General features: G+C 74.2%; 15 protein-coding genes. 10 read left to right on the plus strand and 5 right to left on the minus strand.

Translation table 11 applies throughout. The features are described from left to right. Positions 1-364 precede the first annotated feature (364 nt). From ACZ3TI_RS03835 to ACZ3TI_RS03845, 3 genes are all read right to left on the minus strand, one after another. Entirely contained in the window at positions 365-2,422 is a 2,058-nt protein-coding gene (locus ACZ3TI_RS03835) for a serine/threonine-protein kinase (RefSeq protein WP_465722942.1), read from the minus strand. Between the two features lie 114 nt (positions 2,423-2,536). Further along, complete coding sequence (locus tag ACZ3TI_RS03840) at positions 2,537-3,496, minus strand: alpha/beta fold hydrolase (protein WP_465723334.1); 960 nt, start codon at positions 3,494-3,496, stop codon at positions 2,537-2,539. Positions 3,497-3,714: 218 nt separating this feature from the next. Continuing rightward, positions 3,715-4,539, minus strand: coding sequence for a (2Fe-2S)-binding protein (locus ACZ3TI_RS03845; protein WP_465722944.1), 825 nt, complete (start codon positions 4,537-4,539; stop codon positions 3,715-3,717). A gap of 294 nt (positions 4,540-4,833) precedes the next feature. On the opposite strand from ACZ3TI_RS03845, the gene ACZ3TI_RS03850 reads away from it, so the two are divergent. From ACZ3TI_RS03850 to ACZ3TI_RS03895, 10 genes are all read left to right on the plus strand, one after another. Beyond that, a complete protein-coding gene (locus ACZ3TI_RS03850) occupies positions 4,834-5,829 on the plus strand; it encodes a FecCD family ABC transporter permease (RefSeq protein ID WP_465723336.1) in 996 nt (331 codons plus the stop codon). Next, positions 5,826-6,860 carry a FecCD family ABC transporter permease gene (locus ACZ3TI_RS03855; RefSeq protein WP_465722946.1) on the plus strand — a complete coding sequence of 345 codons (1,035 nt, stop codon included), beginning with the start codon at positions 5,826-5,828 and terminating at the stop codon, positions 6,858-6,860. The genes ACZ3TI_RS03850 and ACZ3TI_RS03855 overlap by 4 nt, the downstream gene beginning before the upstream one ends. After that, the gene (locus ACZ3TI_RS03860) at positions 6,860-7,786 is read left to right on the plus strand and encodes an ABC transporter ATP-binding protein (protein ID WP_465722948.1); all 927 of its coding nucleotides are present in this window, start codon (positions 6,860-6,862) and stop codon (positions 7,784-7,786) included. The genes ACZ3TI_RS03855 and ACZ3TI_RS03860 overlap by 1 nt, the downstream gene beginning before the upstream one ends. A 47-nt stretch (positions 7,787-7,833) precedes the next feature. Further along, the gene (locus ACZ3TI_RS03865) at positions 7,834-8,829 is read left to right on the plus strand and encodes an ABC transporter substrate-binding protein (protein ID WP_465722950.1); all 996 of its coding nucleotides are present in this window, start codon (positions 7,834-7,836) and stop codon (positions 8,827-8,829) included. A 162-nt stretch (positions 8,830-8,991) separates the two neighbouring features. Beyond that, positions 8,992-10,218: an ATP-grasp domain-containing protein gene (locus ACZ3TI_RS03870; RefSeq protein ID WP_465722952.1), complete on the plus strand. Its 1,227-nt coding sequence runs from the start codon at positions 8,992-8,994 to the stop codon at positions 10,216-10,218. After that, on the plus strand, positions 10,215-12,092 hold the full coding sequence (locus ACZ3TI_RS03875) for an IucA/IucC family protein (protein ID WP_465722954.1): 1,878 nt from the start codon (positions 10,215-10,217) through the stop codon (positions 12,090-12,092). The genes ACZ3TI_RS03870 and ACZ3TI_RS03875 overlap by 4 nt, the downstream gene beginning before the upstream one ends. Further along, a complete protein-coding gene (locus ACZ3TI_RS03880) occupies positions 12,089-13,312 on the plus strand; it encodes an MFS transporter (protein WP_465722956.1) in 1,224 nt (407 codons plus the stop codon). The genes ACZ3TI_RS03875 and ACZ3TI_RS03880 overlap by 4 nt, the downstream gene beginning before the upstream one ends. A 29-nt stretch (positions 13,313-13,341) precedes the next feature. Next, positions 13,342-15,186: an IucA/IucC family protein gene (locus tag ACZ3TI_RS03885; RefSeq protein WP_465723338.1), complete on the plus strand. Its 1,845-nt coding sequence runs from the start codon at positions 13,342-13,344 to the stop codon at positions 15,184-15,186. Beyond that, positions 15,183-16,457, plus strand: a complete 1,275-nt coding sequence (locus ACZ3TI_RS03890) for a type III PLP-dependent enzyme (RefSeq protein WP_465722958.1) — start codon at positions 15,183-15,185, stop codon at positions 16,455-16,457. Before ACZ3TI_RS03885 ends, ACZ3TI_RS03890 begins: the two co-directional genes overlap by 4 nt. Before the next feature lie 207 nt (positions 16,458-16,664). After that, a complete protein-coding gene (locus ACZ3TI_RS03895) occupies positions 16,665-17,462 on the plus strand; it encodes an inositol monophosphatase family protein (protein ID WP_465723340.1) in 798 nt (265 codons plus the stop codon). Between the two features lie 128 nt (positions 17,463-17,590). Here the strand turns inward: ACZ3TI_RS03895 and ACZ3TI_RS03900 are convergent, their stop codons facing one another. Together ACZ3TI_RS03900 and ACZ3TI_RS03905 are read right to left on the minus strand one after the other, a co-directional pair. Next, the gene (locus tag ACZ3TI_RS03900; protein WP_465722960.1) at positions 17,591-19,105 is read right to left on the minus strand and encodes a pyridoxal phosphate-dependent decarboxylase family protein; all 1,515 of its coding nucleotides are present in this window, start codon (positions 19,103-19,105) and stop codon (positions 17,591-17,593) included. Beyond that, complete coding sequence (locus ACZ3TI_RS03905; protein WP_465722962.1) at positions 19,102-20,502, minus strand: diaminobutyrate--2-oxoglutarate transaminase; 1,401 nt, start codon at positions 20,500-20,502, stop codon at positions 19,102-19,104. Before ACZ3TI_RS03905 ends, ACZ3TI_RS03900 begins: the two co-directional genes overlap by 4 nt. Between the last annotated feature and the right edge of the window lie 83 nt (positions 20,503-20,585).

The raw sequence follows: 20,585 nt of genomic DNA on the forward strand, positions 1-20,585 counted from the left end.
CTTCAGGAGTTGGCCAGGTCCCGCCATCAGGTGAAGAACCTTCAAGCGGCTGGGGAATCGGGGCAATTCACCGCATCCCGCAAGCCGTCGCCACTCGGTCCGACTTCGACGACCTGCACCGACAGCCGTCCGCCCGCCGAACGCCGGTCCGGCGGGCGGGCTCGATCGACCGGGGAGCGACTTTTACATCTGTGTAGAAGTCTCCATACGGTTCCTTGACGACCCGGTGGCGGGGTTCCGCCACCCGGAACCCTTGTCCGCCGCCCGGGCGCCTGCTAAAGCCCGGCCGACGGATCTCGGCGGGGCGGCAAGGTCCGCCGACAAGATCCGCCGACAAGGTCCGCCGGACAGGCACGCGCCACCGCTACTGGAACCGCCACTCCTGGCTCGTGTTGCCCTGGGTGCAGGCGACCATGGTGACCGCGTTGCCCGGGCCGTTGCTGGTCATGCAGATCGAGTTCATGTAGTCGGCCAGCGTGTACGAACCCGCGGTGGAGCCGTTGCGGACGGTCCAACTGGTGAGGTAGCTGAACCCGGTGGTGGCCACGACCTTCCCGTCCGAGGTCTGGACGAGTGCCGGTCCGCCGTTGTTGCAGGCGTTGAAATGGATCCACGAACCGGGGTCGGTGGAACGCACCCAGCCGTACTGCGAGGCGCCGCCGAGCACGATCGGGTTGTCGCCGTTCAGGCTGTCATTGCGCAGCCCGATCGGGCGGTTGTCCCTCACGTTGACGATGGTGGTCCAGCTGCTGCCACCGCAGGAGGCGGGACGGCTGGGGCTCTGCGGCGCCGGGGTGGACCCCCCGGCCGGGGTCTGGGCCGGCGGCTGCGGGTTCTGATTGGCGGGTGGGGCCGGCGGGTTGCCGCCGGCGGCGCCTCCGGGCTGGTTCGCCTGGCCGCCCGTGGACCCGCCGGTGGACGTGCCGCCGCCGGAGGTCGTACCCGCACCGCCGGTTCGGGCGCCGCCCGCAGTGCCCCCGCCCGCACCGCCACCGGTACCGCCCGGGGCCGGCTGCTCGGGGTTCGGGGTGGCCGCCGGGGTGTCGGTCGGCGGCGGGGTGACGGGCGCGGTGGTGGTCGCGGCCACCGGGGTGCCTCCGGCCGGGCTCGCGGGGACGGTGACCACCACGGTCGGCCGGGCGGCGGGCGGCACGACCGCGTCGGAGCCGCCGGGGCTGCGGTCGATCAGCAGGGCGGTCGCGGTGCCCGCCGAGATGACGACGGGGATGATCACGGGCACCAGCAGGCCGCGCCGCGACCGGCGCCGGCCGGGCTCGGTCTGCGCCTGCGGTCGCACCTTCGCGACCTCGTCGTCGGGCGAGGGGGTGTCGACCACGGCGGGAACGACCACGGCGGCGGCCTTGGCCGCACCGCCCTTGGCTTCCTGCCCCTTGGCTTTCGCCCCTTCGGCTTCCGCCTCCTCGGCCGCTGAGTCCGTGCCGGGCCGGAGGGCGATCGTCCGGCTGTCGGCCGCCCCGGACTTCCCCCCGCCCGCGCCCTCGGAACCCGCGCCCTCGGGACCCGTGCCCGCCTCGGAACCCGCGCCCGCCTCGGAACCTGCGCCCGCCTCGGCGCCCTCGAGCGCCGCGCGGGCGGCGGCCGCCATCTCGGCGGCGTCCGCGAACCGGTCCTCGGGCTTGGCCAGCGCCCTGGCGACCAGCGCCCGGACGGCCGCCGGGAAGGTCTCCGGCAGCTCCGGCACCGGCTGGTTGACGTGCTTGAGCGCGATCTGCAGCGGTCCGTCGCCGGAGTACGGCGGTTGGCCGACCAGCAGTTCGTAGCAGACCACGCCGATCGAGTAGAGGTCGGTGGCCGGTCCGAGGGTCGAACCCTCGGCCTGCTCCGGGGACATGTAGAGCGCGGTGCCGATGATCGCGAACGGGGCGGTGAGCTTGGTGCTGGCGATCGCCCGGGCGATGCCGAAGTCGGTGATGGCCACCCGGCCGTCGGTGCGCACCATCAGGTTGGAGGGCTTGATGTCCCGGTGCACGATGTCCCGCCGGTGCGCGGCGTGCAGCGCGTCCAGGGCGCCGGCCACCAGGGCGAGGGCGCGCTCGGCGGTCATCGGGCCGGTCTCTTCGAGCACCCGGTCCAGCGGGCGGCCGTCGATCAGCTCCATGACGATGTAGGCGCAGCGCTCACCGCCGTCCGCGCCGCCGCTCTCGCCGTCCGCGCCGCCGCTTTCGCCGTAGTCGTGGACGTCCACCACGCCGGGGTGGTCGACCGCGGCGACCAGCTGGGCCTCCCGGCGGAACCGCTGGGTGGCGGTGTCGTCCTCGAACAGCTCCGAGCGCAGGATCTTGACCGCCACCTGCCGCGCCAGCACGGTGTCCTCAGCCCGCCAGACCGAGCCCATCGCCCCGCCGCCGATCCGCTCGACCAGCCTGTACCGTCCGCCGAGCACGGTGCCCGCCCCGCTCATACCCCGGTCCCCCCGGTGTGTCGTGACCCTCCCCGACGGGTCGTCGGCACACAGTGTGCCAGAGCGTGTCACAACCTCAGCCGCCCGGACGCGCAAAGGAATTGAGCACAACTGTCAGGTTTCCCGGAGGTATCGGGCGTGGTCGGACACCTCCAGGGCGGCCGCGATGACGGCCCTCGGCCGGTCGGTATGGATGGCGTGCCCTGCGCCGCACACCACGACGTGCGTTCCCCTGGTCGCACGGGAGGCGATCTGCGACTGCAGGGCCGTCCAGCGGGAGCGCATCGCCCGGGGCAGCCCCTCGGTCGCGCTCAGGACGGCGACCGGCACCTCGGGCAGCCGCGCGGCGGAGCGGCGCCGCCGGATCTCGGGGGCGACGACGGTCGTCAGCCGGTTCTCGGCCAGGACGGTCCACCGCTGGTGGTGGTGCGCGACCACGGCCGCCTCGCCCCGGGCGAGCGGATCCGCCGCTCCGGGTGACGAACTGGCGTGCGCCGCGGCCCCCGACGCCGACGCGATCAGCGCCGTACGGAGCAGCCACAGCCGGTTCAGCATGGCTTCGGCGGCGCGGACGGCGGCCGGCTGGAACTCCTCGTGCGCCGGGTCCACCAGGACGAGTCCTGTCACCAAGTCCGGCCGCTGCCAGGCGAGGAGTTGGGCCAGCTGCCCGCCCCAGCTGTGGCCGACCAGGACGACCGGTCCGGCTTCCAGACGGCTCACCAGGGCGGCGAGGTCCTCGACTTGGCCGTCCAACGTCGGCCCGGCGGCCCGGCCGGTGTCGCCGTCGGGATCGCTGGCGCCGAGTCCGGCCCGGTCGTACGCCACCACCCGTCCGTGCCGGGCGAGTTCGGGCAGTACGGGGGTCCAGCTGAGCGACGAGGTGCCGCAGCCCGCGATCAGGACCACCGGCGCGGCGCCGCCCTCCCCCGCTTCCACCCAGCGCAACGCCCGTCCGTCGCGGTCGAGTTCGCCCGCGCGCACTCCGCCGGGCGTGCACTCGGCGAATGCCCGGGCGATGGCTTCCTGGACACTCCGCAGTCCCGGCTCGGTCTGCTTCCCCCGCTTGCCTTGCATGGTGTGCACGTACAGCCCCCTGGATCCGCTCGGCCCCGTTCCCCCGATGCCCCTCGCGACGCGGCCCGACTCCCCTTCAGGCTACCGACGTTGTCCGCCCCGCCACTCCTGCGTCCGAATTCCTGTCGTCCGGACGATGAACCGGAGAACAACAGATCGGACGCGGACCCTGCCGCCGGCGGGCCGCTCCGCCCCGCGATGCCGTTCGGACGCGCGGGTCAGAGCCGCCGCCGCCGTTCCTCGTCGGAGGTCCGCGGGCAGGTCAGGCAGGCAACGGCCGCGGGCTTGACGGCGTAGTAGAGACAGCAGCCGAGCCGGGTGCGGGTGTGGTGGGCGCGCCCGTCGGGCGTGTGCAGGCGGCGGAAGTCGGCGGCGCCCGGGAGCGGCTGGGTGCCACCGGGCAGGACGGCCCCGGCGGCGGCGACGGCGGCGTCCTCCTCCGCGGCGGCGACGGCCGGGTCCCGCTCGCCGAGCATCCGGCCGAGGTACCAGACGGCGGAGGCGAGGTCGTCCGTCACCATGCCCCAGAGTGCGCGGTCGTGGCGCCGGGTGGGTGCCGCGAACGCCGCCAGCACCGGCTCGATGTGCGCGACGACGGCCGCCCGCAGCTCGGCGCGGAGCTCGTCGTCGCCGGGGAGCGTCACGTGCCCGCGCGGGCGCAGCGCGAGCGCTCCGGTGGGGGCGTGCAGCCAGAGGTCGGCGGGATCGACGGCGGGGACCCGCCGGGCGAGGTGCCAGGGGCCGGCCACGATCAGGCAGGCCGACCAGACGTAGTGGTGCAGCAGCCGGGAGGCGGTGACGTGCGGTCGCGGGGCGCGGCCGTGCTCGGCGGCGATGCGGGCCTCCTCGCCGGCCAGCGCGGCGGCCAGGGCCCGTTCGTCGGTGGCGAGTTCGGCTCCGGAGTACCAGCCCTCGGCGGCGGACGGCGCCGGCTCGTCGGCGTCGAGCAGGCGCAGCTCCAGCACCGGACACAGTTCCAGCAGGCGCCGGTAGTCGCCGACCAGGGCGGATGAGGCCGCGAACGGCAGGGCACCGCGAGGCACGACGGACAGGGGTGTTCCGGGAACCATCGACACTCCCGAGATCGATTCCATAAGATCGATTAAGGTGAGGCTCACCTTACAATGACTCATGCCGCCCGGCGACCAACCGCCTCGACCGGCCCGAGCGGCCCAACCGGCCCAACCGGTCCAATCACCTCAATCGGTCCAATCGCCCCTACCGCCCCAAGCGGCCCAACCGCCCCAAGCAGCTCAACCTTGACGAAGTTAGGTAAACCTAACCTAAGATGTCGTCTCGTGCTGAGAACCGATCCGCCGGCCCCCACAGCCCCGGCGCTGCCTCGCACCTCGGCGGTCCGGCGGCCTCTGCTGCTGGTCGCCGGTGTGGGCGCGCTCGCGCTGTGTGCGGCCCTGAGCCTCGCCCTGGGCTCCCGCTCCGTCCCGCTGTCCACCGTCGTCGACGCCCTCACCGGCGCCGCCCACGGCGGTGACGCCGATGTCGTGACGGGCCTTCGGGTCCCGCGCACGCTCATCGGACTGGCCGTCGGGGCCGCGCTCGGCGTCGCCGGAGGGGTGGCCCAGGGCGTCACCCGCAACCCGCTGGCCTCCCCGATCACGCTCGGCATCAACGCAGGTGCCAGCCTCGCCGTGGTCGCCGCGATCTACACGCTGGGCCTCTCCCGCCCAATGGAGTACGTCTGGTTCGCCCTCGCCGGAGCGGCCGTCGCCGCCGTCTCCGCGTACGCGATGTCCCGGCGCGGCGGGGAGCTGGACCCGGTCCGGCTCGCGCTCGGCGGCACCGTGCTCACCGTGGTGCTGACCTCCTGGACCTCGGCGCTGATGCTGGCCAGTCACCGCACGCTGGATGAGGCCCGGTTCTGGCTGGCCGGCTCGATCGGCGGGCGGCACCTGGACACCCTCACCCCCGTCCTGCCCTTCCTCGCGCTCGGCATGGTCGGCGCCCTCGCCATCTCGCCCGCGCTCAACGCGCTGGCGCTCGGCGACGAGACCGCCCAGTCGCTGGGCGTGCCGGTGGCCCGGATCCGGGTGGCCGGCGGGCTCGCCGTCGTCCTGCTCGCGGGCAGCGCGGTGGCCGTCGCCGGACCGGTGGCGTTCATCGGACTGGCAGCCCCGCACCTGGTCCGCCCGCTGCTCGGCAACGACCACCGCTGGCTGCTGCCCGGCTGCCTGATCGCCGGTCCGCTGCTGCTGCTCACCGCCGACGTGCTCGGCCGCCTGGTGGTCCGCCCCTCCGAGATCGAGGTCGGCATCGTCACCGCGTTCCTCGGCGCACCGCTGCTCGCGGTGCTGGCCCGGAAGGTGGCCAGGTGACCGCCCTCACCCTCCCCACGCGGGCCCTCACCCGCCATCGGACCCGTACCGCCCTCTGGTCGCTGGTCGCCGCCGCGCTGCTGGTGCTGCTGACCGGGATCGCGCTCGGCACCGGGCAGCTCGACATCCCCGTCTGGGACGCACTGCGCGCGCTCTGCGGACAGGGCGAGCCCGGCAACGTCCTGGTGGTGCAGCAGTTCCGCGCGCCCCGCGTCGTCTCCGCGCTGATCGCGGGCGCCGGGCTGGCGATGGCCGGCTCGATGCTGCAGCGGCTGTTCCGCAACCCGCTGGCCGCGCCGGACACCATCGGCATCACCGGCGGCGCCTCCTTCGGCGCGGTCCTGATGCTCGCCACCGGCGCCTCCCAGCAGCTGATCCCGCTGGCCGCGGTCGGCGGCGGGCTGCTCGCGGCGCTGCTGCTCGGCGGCCTCGCCTGGCGCTCCAAGCTGGCCGTCACCCGGCTGGTGCTGGTCGGCCTGGCGGTGCAGCAGGGTCTGGCCGCCGCCGTGAACCTGATGATCGTACGGTTCCCGGCCGAGCTGGCCTCCTCGGCGCTGCAGTGGACCACCGGCTCGCTCTACGGCCGCAACTGGACCGAGGTGTGGATCGGCGGCACCGCCATCGCGCTCACCGCCACCGCCGTGCTGCTCTGCCAGCGGCGGGTCGCCGTGCTCGACCTCGGCGACGACTCGGCCGGCGGCCTCGGCCTCAACCCCGCCCGCGACCGGCTCTGGCTGCTGCTGCTCACCATCACCCTCGCCTCGCTGGCCGCCGCCCTCACCGGACCGGTCGCCTTCGTCGCCCTCGCCGTCCCGCACCTGGTCCGGCTGCTCGCCGGGCCGCCCACCCTCGGCACACTCGGGCTCACCGCGCTCACCGGCGCCGTGCTGCTGCTCTCCGCCGACCTCCTGGTGCTCCACGTGATCCCCGTCCACGGCCTGCCGGTCGGTGCCGTCACCGCCACCCTCGGCGCGCCCTGGCTCCTGGTGCTGATGATCCGCCAGGGCCGGCTTCCCCAGAGGAGCAACTGATGACCTCCGTCCGGACCCCCACCGGAAGCCCGACCAGCCCCGGCGCGACCTCCGGCGCGGCCGCGAACCGGCTCGCCGCCCGGGGCCTCGGCCTGCGCTACGGCGACCGGACCATCGTCGAGGCGCTCGACCTCGAGCTGCCCGGCAACGCCGTCACCGCGATCGTCGGGCCGAACGCCTGCGGCAAGTCGACCCTGCTGCGCGGGCTGGTCCGGCTGCTCGACCCGGCCACCGGGACCGTCACCCTGGACGGCGCGGACATCCACCGGATGCCCGCCCGGGCACTCGCCAAGCGGATGGGCCTGCTGCCGCAGCAGCCGGTCACCCCGGAGGCGGTCACCGTCGAAGCGCTGGTACGGCTCGGACGCTACCCGCACCAGCGGATGCTCAGCCCGTGGTCCAAGGCCGACCAGGCAGCCGTCGAGGAGGCGCTGGCGCGCACCGGCACCGCCGAGCTGCGCGACCGGCAGGTCGACCGGCTCTCCGGCGGGCAGCGCCAGCGGGTCTGGATCGCGCTCGCGCTCGCCCAGGAGACCGACCTGCTGCTGCTCGACGAGCCGACCACCTTCCTGGACCTGCGCCACCAGCTCGACGTGCTCGATCTGGTGGCCGACCTGCACGCCGAGGCCGGACGCACCGTCGTCATGGTGCTGCACGACCTCGGGCAGGCCGCCCGGTACGCCGACCACCTGGTGGTGCTCAAGGACGGACGGCTCGCGGCCGCCGGTCCGCCGTCGGAGGTGCTGACGGCGGAGCTGGTGGAGGCCGTCTTCCAGGTGCCGTGCCAGGTCGTGCCCGATCCGGAGACCGGCACGCCGCTGGTCGTGCCGCGGGCGCGGGTGCGCGGCTCCGGAGCCTCGGCCTCCCCCGCTGCTTCGCCTGCCGCCGCGGCCTCCACTGCCTCCGCGGCCTCCGCTGGGCTCTGAACTTCCCTTTCCCGTCCCCCTGTTCGACCCGACCCAAGGAACCCCCGATGAACCGCCGACTCCCCGTCGCCGTCCTCGCCGTCGCCCTCTCGACCACCCTGCTCGCCGCCTGCGGCAGCAGTGGGGACGGTGCCACGTCGGGCGGCGACTCCGCGTCCTCCGCCTCGGCCGGCACCGCCGCCGGATTCCCGCGCAGCGTCAAGCACGCCGCCGGCACGGCCGAGCTCAAGAGCCGGCCGAAGCGCGTCGTGGTCCTGGACAGCGGCGAGCTGGACGACGTCACGCTGCTCGGCATCACGCCGGTCGGCGCGGTGTCCCCGCACATGAAGACCGAGGGCGGGTTCCCGAACTACCTCAAGGACAAGATCAAGGACACCAAGGACGTCGGCCCGATGAACGAGCCGAACCTGGAGCTGATCGCCTCCCTCAAGCCCGACCTGATCCTCTCCTCCAAGGTCCGGCACGCCAAGGTGTACTCCCAGCTGAACGCGATCGCCCCGACCGTGCTGGCCGAGACCACCGGGTTCCCCTGGAAGGACAACCTGGCGCTGTACGCCCAGGCGCTCGGCAAGGAGGACGAGGCGAAGAAGGCCCTCGCCGACTACGAGGCGCGGGCGAAGAAGCTCGGCGAGGAGATCAAGGCCAAGTACAACGGCACCATGCCGACCGCGTCGGTGGTCCGCTTCGTGGCCGGCCCGACCCGCCTGTACGCCAAGTCCTCCTACAGCGGCGTGGTGCTCAAGGACGTCGGCCTGACCCGCCCCGCCTCGCAGGACGTGGACCAGAACATCCTCGAGGTCAGCGCCGAGCAGATCAACCAGGCCGACGCCGACCTGGTCTTCGTCACCACCGCGGACGACCCGAGCAAGACCAAGGAGAGCGAGGTCCAGCAGACCCCGGTCTGGCAGGGCCTGAACGCCGTGAAGAACAACAAGGTGTTCAACGTCCCGGACGAGACCTGGATGTCCGGCATCGGCGTCCAGGCCGCCGACGCGATGCTCGTCGACATCGCCAAGGCCACGGGCGTGGACGCGCCCAAGTAGTCGTCCCGCGAACGCCGGTGAACGGCTGACAGCCGACGGCCGACCGCCGGCAGTCGCCGGATGACAGATGACAGATGACAGCTTTCGAATTCTGTCAGCTGTCATCCGTTCCCCCACCCTCTCCCATCGCCCCCGCCCCCGCCCGCCCCCGAGGACCCCCCCATGCGGCTCTACCTGCTCGCCCTGAACCCCACCGACTCGGTGACCGACGGCTTCCTGCCCGCCGCCGCCCGACTCGGGCTCGACGTCACCGTCCTGACCGACCACGCCGAACCCCACCGGCTGGCCTACGCCGCGCTCCCCTTCGCCGCGCCCGAGGTCCTGGAGTGCGACGTCCGCGACTTCCGCGCCGTCGTCAGCCTGATCTCGCGTCGCGGCCTCGCCTCGCCGGAGCACGCACCCGACGCGGTGTTCAGCAACAGCGACCACCTGCAGACCCAGACCGCCCTGGCCGCCGAGTACTTCGGCCTCCCGGCCAAGGACTGGAAGGCCGCGCTACGCGCCAAGGACAAGGGCCAGCTGCGCCGCCACCTCACGCTGACCGGCCAGGACACGGTGTGGTCCGCCGAGTTGGCCCCCGGACAGGACCCGGCCGAGCTGGACCCGCCGTTCCCCTGCGTGGTCAAGCCGCGCGAGGGGGTGGCCAGCGAGGACGTCACTCTGGTCACCGACGCCGCCGAACTCGCCCAGCGCTGCAAGGAGATCCAGCACCGCAGGGCCGACGCCACCCTGGTGGTAGAGGAGTTCCTGGACGGGCAGCTGTACACCCTGGAGACCCTCGGCGACGGCCGCCGCCGACACGTCCTCGGCGGATTCCGCACCCGGCTCTCCCCGCCGCCGGACTTCATCGAGGAGCTGCTCACCTTCGTCCCAGCCCACCCGCAGCCCGTGGTCGAGCAGGTGATCGCCCAACTCGACGCACTCGGCGTCGGGTTCGGCATCTGCCACACGGAGTTTGTGCTCCAGCCGGACGGTCGCGCCCGCATCATCGAGGTCAACTACCGTGCCATCGGCGACCAGTGCGACCTGATGCTCGCCGAGATCCTCGACATCCCCCTGTTCGAGCTCGTCCTCGGCGTCCACCTGGGCCGCGAGCTGCCCGCCGACCTGACCGAACGGTGCGCCTCCACCCCACGTCGGGCCCGCAACGAGCTGATCTGCGCCGACCGCGCTGGCATCCTCACCGCCGCCCCGGGCGCCTACGACGAGGACCGCGACGGCGTCAGGCTCGCCTACCGCCCGCTGCGCCCGCTCGGCGAACGCCACGAGCACTACCGCACCAACCGGGACTACCTGGGCGTCATCTGGGCCGTCGGCACCGACCAGGGTGCAGTGGACGCCGCCGTCGCCCGCTTCCTCGCGGCCAACCGCTGGGAAATCACCCCGTGACCACCTCCGGAGACCGCCCCGCATCCGTCCAGGCCCACCCCGCGGCCGCCACCACCGTCGCCGATCGACTCACCCTGCGGGTGCTCTCCTCCCTGCTGCGCGAGGACGTCCTCGGGCTGCGCACCCGCGGCACCGTGGAGGACCGCCCGGACGGCCCCTGGCTGACCGTCGCCGAGGCGCGGCTCGCCCTGCCGGTGGCCCCGGAGGGCTTCCAGTGCGAGTACGCCGCCCGGCTGCCGCTGCTGGAGCTCGACGGGCGCCGCCTCACCGGCCCGGTCACCGTCGTCTCGGCCCTCGCCGAGCCGGCCGAGGCCGAGGACCGGCCCGGCTGGGCGGCCTTCGCCGAGGAATGCCGGCAGACCCTCGCCACCATGGAGCTGCACGAGCACGCCCGCGCCGAGGTGCACGAGCGGCTGACCGACCTGTACGGCGCCGATCCGGCCGACTGGACCGGCCCCGCCGCCGCACTCGGCTACGACACCCTCGCCGCCTACCTCGACCACCCGGTCTACCCGACCGCACGCGGCCGCTCCGGCCTCACCGAGCCCCAACTGCGCTCCTATGCACCAGAGTTCCACCCGGCCTTCGAGCTGCGCTGGCTCGCCGTGCCGGCCGGGGAACTGACCGTCCACGGCGAGCAGCCGCTGCCGAGCTGGTGGCCCACCCCGGCCTGGCTCGGCATCGCCGACCGGTGCCCGGGCGACGGCTGGACCACCCTGCCGGTCCACCCGCTCACCGTCGGCGCGCCGCTGGACGAGGCGCTGGCCGCCACCGGTCTGGCCGGGCGCGCGGTGCTCGCCGAGCGGCCGTACCTGACCGTCGTGCCGACCCTGTCCATGCGCACCGTCGCCGTCGCCGACGACCCCACCTGCCACCTCAAACTCCCGCTCGCCACCGCCACCCTGGGCCGTCTCAACCGCCGCACCATCAAGCCCGGCACGCTGCGCGACGGCGCGGCCGGCCAGCGGTTGATCGAGGCCGTGCTGGAGCGCGAGCTGCGGTTCGCCGAGCGGATCCTGCACGCCGACGAGCAGACCTGGGCGCACGCCGGGCACGAGCTGCTGGCCGTCCTGCTGCGCCGCTACCCGGCCGGGCTGGAGCAGGCGTCGACCGTCCCGCTGGCCGCCCTGCTGGCCCAGGCGCCCGACGGCCGCCCGGTCGTCGGCCACCTCGCCGACCGCTACCACGGCGGGGACGTCCTGGCCTGCTACGACGCCCTGCTGGAGCTGCTGCTGGACTGGCAGGCCACGCTGTTCGGCTACGGAATCGCCCTGGAGTCGCACCAGCAGAACACCTCGCTGGTCCTCGACCGGGACGGCCTGCGGCTGCTCTACAAGGACGACGACGGCCCGCGGGTGCACACCGCCCGGATGACCGCCACGCTCGGCGAACTCGCCCCGGCCGTCGAGGACTTCGACGACGCTCGGATCTTCGGCGACGACGACCGGGCCCTCGTCGACCTCTTCGCCACCATCACCGGCCACCTGTGCACCGGCGCACTCGCCTTCGGCCTCGCCGACCATGGATTGGCCGAACTCCCGGACGCCCTCGCCCTGTTGCGCAAGCGCACGGCGGAGGCCGTGGAACGGCTCGGCCCGGTCGGCGAGCCGCTGCGCGCGGCGCTGCTGGACGCCGAGCGCCTGCCGGTCAAGGCCATGGTCACCGCCGGGACGCTGCTCAGCAAGCAGCGCTCGGGCGCCGCGGACATCAACAAGCACTACACCAGCGGACCCAACTACCTGCGCGACCACCCGGCCGACCGGCTCGCCGACCGGCTCGCCGACCGGCTCCCCGAGCAGCTCCCCGAGCGGCTGCCAGACCGACTGCCCGGATCCGTCACCGACGCGACACCCGCAGACGGGACCGCCCGATGACCGTGGAGACCCTGCCGCAGCAGTCGTCGCCCGCAGCCGCGCACCCCGGCGGGCTCGGCAGACGCCAGGTGCACGCCGTCGCGGCCTGCTACTTCGTCGCCTCCTTCGCCGCGCTCGGCCTGCCGCCGTACCTGACCGCGATCCTGCCCGCGCTCGGCGACCCGCAGGCCCGGTGGGCCGGCGTGCTGTACATCGTGCCGACGGTGTTCAGCGGGCTCGGTGCGCCGCTGTGGGGCCGACTGGCCGACCGCTTCGGCCGCAAGCGACTGCTGCTGCGCGCCCAACTCGGGCTCACCGTCTCCTTCCTGCTCGCCGGAGCCGCCGACAGCCTGCCCGCCTTCACACTGGCACTGGTCTTCCAGGGCTTCCTCGGCGGCACCTTCGCCGCCACCAACGGCTACCTGGCCGCCGCGCTCGACGGGTCCCGGCTCTCCCGTGCGCTCACCCTGATGCAGGGCAGCGCGCGGGCGGCCCTGGTGGCCGCGCCGATCCTGGTCGGGGCGCTCTCTCCCTGGATCGACCCGCACCGCCAGTACCTGGTGATGGCCGTACTCCCGCTCGCGGCAGCGGTGTTTTTCTCACTGCTGCCCGAACCGGAGTGCCCCGAGGCCCCGGTGGCGACCGCGGGACCGGTCCCAGGGCGGACCACCACGGCGCCGCTCCTGACGCTCTACGTCTTCGAGTTCGCCTTCGTCTTCGCGACGGTGATCTCCTTCCCGTACCTCATCGCCCTCGCCGAGCAACGCCTGCCCGGTGTGGACGGCACCACCACCGGTGCGCTGTTCGCCCTGCCGCACCTGTGCTACCTGGTGTTCGCCGCCCGTACCCACACGGCGTTCAACTCCCGCCCGCACACCGGCATGGCGCTCGGCTTCGGCCTCGTTGCGCTCGGTCTGGCCGGACACGCCGTCGCGTACTCACTGCCCGTGTTCATCGCCGTCCGGCTGCTGCTCGGCGCCGGGCTCACCCTGGGCCTCGTCTGCCTCGCCGTACTCGCCGCCGGGGCCGCCAAGGGCCGCCCGCCCGGCCGGATGTTCGGCACCCTCGAACTCGTCTCCAAGGGTGGCGCCGTCGCCGCCGGCGCCGTCGCCGCGCTGGCCAACGGGCGGTTCGGTGCCGCTGCCCCCGTGGTGGCCGGAACCGCCGCCGCCCTGCTGGCCGCCGTCGCGGCCACCGCACTCACCTCCCCGCCCCTCCGCCAGCGCTGGAGTCGCCGATGACCACCGAGCAGATGACCGCCACCAAGCAGATGACCGCCGCCGATCGGACGACCACCGCCGAGCGGACGACCACCGCCGATCGGACCACCACCGGGCACACGAACTCCGGTGGACCGACGAACGCCGAACTACCCACCGCCGACGAGGCGGTGGCCCACACCCTGCTGAACTGCCTGCTGCGCGAGGTCTCCGCGCCCGAGCACCAGACCGCCGCCGACGACGGCCGCCTGCTGCTGCGCCTGCCCCGGCGCGGCGCTCTGCTGCGGGTCGCCCTGCGCCGCACCTCGCTGCTCGGCGCGCACCGCTTCACCGGACCGGTGGAGATCGAACGGGGCCGCGACTGGGAGGAGTTGGGCTGGCGGGAGCTCGCCGAGTACGTCCAGGACGAACTGGAACTGCGCACCGGCACGGTCAACGAGGAGTTCCTCGACCAGGTGGCCTCCAGCCACCAGGGCGTCCACCAGGGCCTGGACCACCGCCCGGCCCCCGGCACCGAGCGTTACCTGGAGTCCGAGCAGGCCCTGCTGTACGGGCACCGCTTCCACCCGGCCCCCAAGTCCCGCTCCGCCGAGCGCGGCGACTGGCGCAGGTACGCCCCGGAGTCCCGCGCGGCCTTCCCGCTGCGCCACCTCGCCGTCCGGGCCGAGCTGCTGGCCGAGGAGTCGCTGGACGGGAGCGTCAGCGAGCTGCTGGACGGCCTCGGCGAGGTGCCGGACGGCTACCGACTGCTGCCCGTCCACCCCTGGCAGTACCAACTCATCGGCGACCAGCCGCTGTTGCGCGCCGCCCTGGCCCGGGGAGACGTCCTCGACCTCGGCCCGCGCGGCGAGCGGTTCACCGCCACCGCCTCGGTACGCACCCTGCACGGCGCCGACGCCTTCCTGAAGTTCAGCCTGAACGTCCGCATCACCAACTGCCTGCGCAAGAACGCCGCTTACGAGCTCACCGGCGCGGTCGCGCTCACCCGGCTGCTCGCCCCGGCGCTCAGTGACCTCGCCCGGCGCTTCCCCGACGCGGCGATGCTGCGCGAACCGGCCTTCCGCACCCTCGCCCTCCCCGGTGCCGACGGCCGGCCCGACCGGGCACTGTACGAGGGCTTCGGCCTGATCGTCCGCGAGGGCTTCGGCGGTGTGCTGCGGCACGGCGTCACCCCGCTGCTCGCCGCCGCCGTCGCCGACGAGCACCCGACCAGCTCAGCGCACATCTCCCGGCTGTTGGAGGGGAGTTGTGGCACGAGTTCGGCCGCGGCCTCGGACCACGGGCCGGACGGCGCGAAGGCACTCGAGTGGTGGCGCGCCTACCTGCGCCTGCTCCTCCCCCCGGTCCTCGCCGCCTACTTCGACCACGGCGTGGTGCTGGAGCCGCACCTGCAGAACGTGCTCATCGGCGTGGACGCCAGCGGGCACCCCGTCCAGGTGCTCTTCCGCGACCTGGAGGGCACCAAGCTCGTCCCCGAACAGAACGCCGACCTCCTCGCCGCCCTCCCGCCCGAGGTCGCCGGCCCGATGACGTACGACGCCGAGCGCGGCTGGGACCGGGTGGTCTACTGCCTGCTGGTCAACCACGTCTCCGAACTGCTCGCCGCCCTCGCCGACCGCCACCCCGAGCTGGAGTGCGCGCTCTGGCAGGCCGTACGGGACACCCTGGAGGAGTACGCCGCCGCCCACGGCTGCCCGCCCCGGCTGCGCGCACTGCTCGCCGGCGTCCCGCTGCCCGCCAAGGCCAACCTGCTGACCCGCTGGGAGCGCAAGGCCGACCGCGAGGCCGGGTACGTCCGACTGCCCTCCCCACTGGCCGGCTCCGTCCTCGCCGAAGCCGCCCGCATGCCCGCCCGAATGCCCGCCCGCCTTCCCGCCGGGAGCACCGCCCGATGACCGACACCGACCGCGACTCCGAGACCGTCCGCGGCTCCGAGACCGACCCCGGCTCCGAGACCGACCGCATCGCCGAAGCGGTCCGCAGCCACGTCGCCGCCCTCGCGCCCGACGAACTCCCCGCCTACGTCTACGACGTGCCCGCGCTACGCGCGCACGCCGCCGCCGTCCGGGCCGCACTGCCCGAGCGGGTCGAGCTGTACTACGCCGCCAAGGCCAACCCGGACGCGCCGCTGCTGACCGCGCTGCGCGACGCGGTCGACGGCTACGAGGTGTCCAGCGGCGGCGAGTTGGCGCATGTCCGGGCGGCCGTACCGGACGCCCCACTGGCCTTCGGCGGACCGGGCAAGACCCCGGCCGAGATCGCCGCAGCGGTGGAGTCCGGGGTGCACCGCTGGCACGTCGAGAGCGAGCAGGAGCTGCACCGGCTCGCCGCCGCGCTCGTGGACCGCCCGGATGCGGTCGTGGACGTGCTGCTGCGGGTCAACCTGGCGGTCACCACGGACGCCCTCGACGCGGTGCCACTCGCGATGGGCGGACGGCCCACGCCGTTCGGACTGGACCCGGAGCAGGCCGAGGACTGCGTCCGGCTGCTCACCGGCGGCGGACCGCTGGGGCGGCGGCTGCGCCTGCGCGGGGTGCACGCCCACCTGGCGAGCGGGCTCGCGGCGGCGTCGCAGCTGTCGGTCGCGACGCAGATCGTCACCTGGTCGGCCGCGCTCGCCGAACGCCACGGCCTCCCGCTGGCGGAGGTCAACATCGGCGGCGGGATGGCCGTGGACTACGAGGACCCGGCGGCCCGCTTCGACTGGACGGCCTTCGGCGAGGGCCTGGCGAAGCTGCTCGACGCCCATCCAGGACTCACCCTGCGGATCGAGCCGGGCCGTGCACTGACCGCCTACTGCGGCTGGTACGCGACCGAGGTGCTGGACGTGAAACAGAGCCACGGCGAGGACTTCGCAGTGGTCCGCGGCGGTACCCACCACCTGCGCACCCCGGCGACCCGGGGGCACTCCCAGCCCTTCGCGGTGCTCCCGGTGGACACCTGGCCGCACCCGTGGCCGCGCCCCGCCGTGACCACCGGTCGCGCCACCCTGTCCGGACAGCTCTGCACCCCGAAGGACGTCCTCGCCCGCGCGGCCGACGGCGCGGTCGGTCTGCGGGCAGCGGACCGCGTGCTGTTCGCGATGGCGGGCGCGTACGGGTGGAACATCTCGCACCACGAGTTCCTGATGCACCCTCGCCCGGGCTTCCACTACCTGGGCGAGTGACGGACGGCAGCGAACAGATGACAGCTGACAGCTTTCAAAATCTGTCATCTGTTCGCTGTCAGCTGTTCGCCGCCGCCTGTTCCCTGCCACCTGCTCGCCGCCATCTGCGCGCAGCCCCCTCGGCCCCTGCCCCCCCCCCGTCCGCCACCACCCCCTTCGCGCACTCGTGGGAGAGTGGTACACAGCGAAGGGAGCGCGAACGTGCTGATGGACAAGGTGGCGGAGATACTCGTCGAGGCGTCGGCCGAGGCGGTGGAGCCACGCTTCCGCGCGCTGGCCGCCGGCGAGGTGATGGAGAAGGCACCCGGCGAGGTCGTGACGATCGCCGACCGCGAGGCCGAGGCCATCATCGCCCGCCGCCTGCGCGAGCTGCTGCCCGTCCCGGTGGTCGGCGAGGAGGCCGTCGCGGCCGACCCGTCGCTCGCACTGGCCATCCACGACGAGCCCGCCGTCTGGCTGGTCGACCCGGTGGACGGCACCAGCAACTTCGTCGCCGGCCGCCCCGACTACGCGGTGATGTGCTCTCTCGTCCGCAGCGGCCTGACCGTCGCCGCCTGGATCTGGCAGCCCGCCACCGCCACCGCGTACCGAGCCGAACTCGGCGCGGGAGCCTGGCGCGACGGCGAGCGCTTGACCCGCCCGCCGGCGCCGCACGATGCGGGCGAGCTCTCCGGCATCCTGAAGAGCCGTTTCCTCGACCCGGACCACCGCCGCCGACTCGAAGCCGCCTGCTCGGTCTTCGGCGAGATCTCCTCCGGTCGGAGCGCGGCCGGGATCGAGTACCCGGACGTCACCGAGGGCGGGTTCGACTTCGTCTTCTACTGGCGCACCCTCCCCTGGGACCACGCCCCCGGTTCCCTCCTCCTCACCGAAGCGGGCGGCGTCTCCGCCCGTCTGGACGGCTCCCCCTACCGCCCCGAGGCTCCCGGTTGCGAGGACGGCCTCCTGGTCGCCGCCGACCCCGACACCTGGGAGCTCACCCGCAAGATCCTCCTGGGCGCCTGACCCACCCCGCCCAGGCGAACGCCCAGTACGCGCCCTACCCCGCGCCCTACCCCGCGCTCTACCCCGCGCCCTACCCCGCGTGCTCGCCCCGCACGCTCGCCCTGTGCGAGCGCCACCCAGCGCCCGCCCTATCCCCCGCGCTCACCCGCCACCTTGCGGCCCGCACCCACCACCTCCCGCAGCAGCGTGCCCACCTCCCCCACCGTCGTGTGTGGATTGAGCAGCGTCAGCTTCAACCGCACCCGCCCCGGCCCCTCCCCCGGAAGCTCCGTACGCCCCACCACCGCCCGGCCGCTGCGCAGCAGCAGCCGTCGCAGCCGCCCGTTCGTCTCGTCCAGCGCCGCCCCGTCCGTCACTCCCGGTGGACGGTAGCGGAAGAGCACGGCGGTGAGGACCGGGTCGGCGTGGAGTTCGAGCGAGGGGTCGGCGCGGACGGCGTCGGCGGCGGCGCGGGCGAGGTCGTGGCAGGTGTCGACCAGGCGGCCGAGCCCCTCACGGCCGAGGGTGCGCAGCGTGACGGCGAGTTTGAAGGCGTCGGCGCGGCGGGTGGTGCGCAGGGAGCGGCCGAGCAGGCTGGGGTAGCCGGCCTGCTCGTCGTCGACCGGGTTGAGGTACTCGGCGCGGCGGGCGAGCGAGACGTAGGTCTCGGCGCGGCGGACCAGGAAGACCCCGGCGGCGGCCGGCTGCCAGCCGAGTTTGTGCCAGTCGAGGGAGACCGAGTCGGCGCGGGCGATGCCGTCGAGGAGCGGGGCGAGCCGGTCGGAGAGCAGTGCCCCGCCGCCGTACGCGGCGTCGACGTGCAGCCAGGCGCCGTACCGTCCGGCGAGGTCGGCGGCGGCGGTCAGCGGGTCGACGGCTCCGGTGTCGGTGGTGCCGGCGGTGGCGACGACGGCGATCGGGGTCCGTCCCGCCCAGCTGACCTCGGCCAGTACCCGTTCCAACTCCTCTTCCCGCATCCGGAGTTGCCGGTCGACCGGGACGGGGACGACGGACCTTTCGCCGAGCCCGAGGACGGCGGCGGCGCGCTGGACGGAGAAGTGCGCGGCCTCGGAGGCGAGGATGCACGGCCGGACGCCCGCCGGGATCCCGTCCAACTCCACGATGCCGTCGAGCTTCTGGTCGCGCGCCAGCATGAGTCCCATGAGGTTGGACTCGGTGCCGCCGGAGGTGAGGACTCCGGCGGAGCGGCCCGGGTCGTAGCCGACCAGGCCGGCGAGTTCGGCGAGCAGCGCGGTCTCGAGCGCGGTGGCGGCGGGGGCCTGGTCCCAGGAGTCCTGCGAGGGGTTGAGGGCGCTCACGGCGAGATCCGCCGCGGTGGCGACGGCGAGCGGCGGGCAGTGCAGGTGGGCGGCGCAGGCCGGGTCGGCGGGGTCGGCGGCGCCGTAGGCGAGGAGTTCGGTGAGCCGGGCGAGCGCGCCGCGCCCTTCGGCGGTGGCCAGGGCTTCGCCGACCAGCGCGGCGATCTCGGCGGGGCTGCCCGCGGGCAGCGGTCCGGAGCGCATGGCGATGCCCGTGTCGAGGGCGTCGAGGACGGTGGCCAGCAGCGGTCCCAACGCGGCCGGTCCGCCCGCGCCGCCGGCCAGGGCGTCCGTCGCGACCTCCTCCCCCGGCATCCCGACCGGGCCCGACCCGGACCAGCTCACCGCTCCGCCCTCCCCGCTCCGACGGCCGCCGCAGCCGCGATGGCCTCCGCCAGCCGCTCCAGCACCGCCGCGACCTGCTCGTCCGTGACGGTGAGCGGCGGGAGCAGCCGCAGGACCGCGTCGTGGCGCCCGCCGAGCTCGACGATCAGCCCCCGCTCCAGGCACGCCTCCCGGACCCGTACCGCGAGCGCCGGGTCCGCCGGGTGGGCGCCGCAGGCGTCGGCCGCGGCCGTCGGGTCGACCAGTTCGACGCCGAGCATCAGCCCCCGCCCGCGCACGTCGCCGATCACCGGCAGCTCGCCCGCGAGCTCGCGCAGCCGGGCGGTCATCCGCTCGCCGACGACCGCCGCCCGCTCGGCCAGCCCGTGCGCCGCGACGTACCGGAGGGTCGCGGCACCCGCGGCCATGGCGAGGGTGTTGCCGCGGAAGGTACCGGTGTGGGCGCCGGGCCGCCAGCCGTCGAAGTCCTCGCGGTAGACGACGACGGCGAGCGGCAGGCTGCCGCCGATGGCCTTGGAGAGCACCATCGCGTCCGGGACGATGCCGCTGTGCTCGACCGCCCACATCGCGCCGGTGCGACCGACACCGGTCTGCACCTCGTCGACGATCAGCGGGATGCCGCGCTCGGCGGTGATCCGGCGCATCTCGCGCAGCCAGCGGTCGGGCGCGGGGACGACGCCGCCCTCGCCCTGGACGGCCTCCAGGATCATCGCGGCGGGCGGTACCACCCCGCCCGAGGGGTCGTCCAGCAGCCGCTCGACGTAGGTGGCGGCGAGGTCGGTGCCCGCCTCGCCGCCGACCCCGAAGGGGCACCGGTAGCCGTACGGGTAAGGCAGCCGGACGACCTCGCCGCCGCTCGGCAGCGGCTCCTTGACGGCGACGTTGCCGGTGAGCGCGAGGGCGCCGGCGGTCATGCCGTGGTACCCGCCGGTGAAGGCGAGCGCACCGGAGCGGCCGGTGGCGGTCTGGGTCAGCTTGAGCGCGGCCTCGACGGCGTCGGTCCCGGCCGGGCCGCAGAAGTGCACCCGGGCGCGGGCGGCGAACTCGGCGGGCAGGCTCTCGAACAGCGCGCTGGTGAAGTCGTCCTTCTCGGCGGTGGCGAGGTCGAGCAGGTGCAGCGGGGCGCCGCTGTCGAGGGTGCGGCGGATGGCTTCCAGCACCACGGGGTGGTTGTGGCCGAGGGCGAGGGTGCCGGCGCCGGAGAGGCAGTCCAGGTAGCGCCGCCCGTCGGCACCCTCGACGGTCATGCCGTTGGCACGGACCGGGACGATCGGGAAGGAGCGGGCGTACGTCCTGGCGGCGGACTCGCGGACCCGCTGGCGACGCAGGATGGCCTCTCCGGCGGCCGGGGCGGGGGCTCCGGAGGCGCCCTGGACGGGTACGGCAGCGAGCGACACGACAAACCCCCAGGAGAAGTTAGGTAAGCCTAACTTTATCGCCCCTGACCTGGCGGAACGCCTCGGGGATACCCAGAACCACC

The sequence above is a fragment of the Kitasatospora sp. NPDC023120 genome, assembly GCF_055560835.1.

What these genes read in the sequence shown, in the direction of transcription:
- ACZ3TI_RS03835 (WP_465722942.1), bottom strand. Translation starts at nt 2,422, where the DNA reads ATGAGCGGGGCGGGCACCGTGCTCGGCGGACGGTACAGGCTGGTCGAG.
- ACZ3TI_RS03840 (WP_465723334.1), bottom strand. Translation starts at nt 3,496, where the DNA reads ATGCAAGGCAAGCGGGGGAAGCAGACCGAGCCGGGACTGCGGAGTGTC.
- ACZ3TI_RS03860 (WP_465722948.1), top strand. Translation starts at nt 6,860, where the DNA reads ATGACCTCCGTCCGGACCCCCACCGGAAGCCCGACCAGCCCCGGCGCG.
- ACZ3TI_RS03865 (WP_465722950.1), top strand. Translation starts at nt 7,834, where the DNA reads ATGAACCGCCGACTCCCCGTCGCCGTCCTCGCCGTCGCCCTCTCGACC.
- ACZ3TI_RS03870 (WP_465722952.1), top strand. Translation starts at nt 8,992, where the DNA reads ATGCGGCTCTACCTGCTCGCCCTGAACCCCACCGACTCGGTGACCGAC.
- ACZ3TI_RS03880 (WP_465722956.1), top strand. Translation starts at nt 12,089, where the DNA reads ATGACCGTGGAGACCCTGCCGCAGCAGTCGTCGCCCGCAGCCGCGCAC.
- ACZ3TI_RS03885 (WP_465723338.1), top strand. Translation starts at nt 13,342, where the DNA reads ATGACCGCCGCCGATCGGACGACCACCGCCGAGCGGACGACCACCGCC.
- ACZ3TI_RS03890 (WP_465722958.1), top strand. Translation starts at nt 15,183, where the DNA reads ATGACCGACACCGACCGCGACTCCGAGACCGTCCGCGGCTCCGAGACC.
- ACZ3TI_RS03895 (WP_465723340.1), top strand. Translation starts at nt 16,665, where the DNA reads ATGGACAAGGTGGCGGAGATACTCGTCGAGGCGTCGGCCGAGGCGGTG.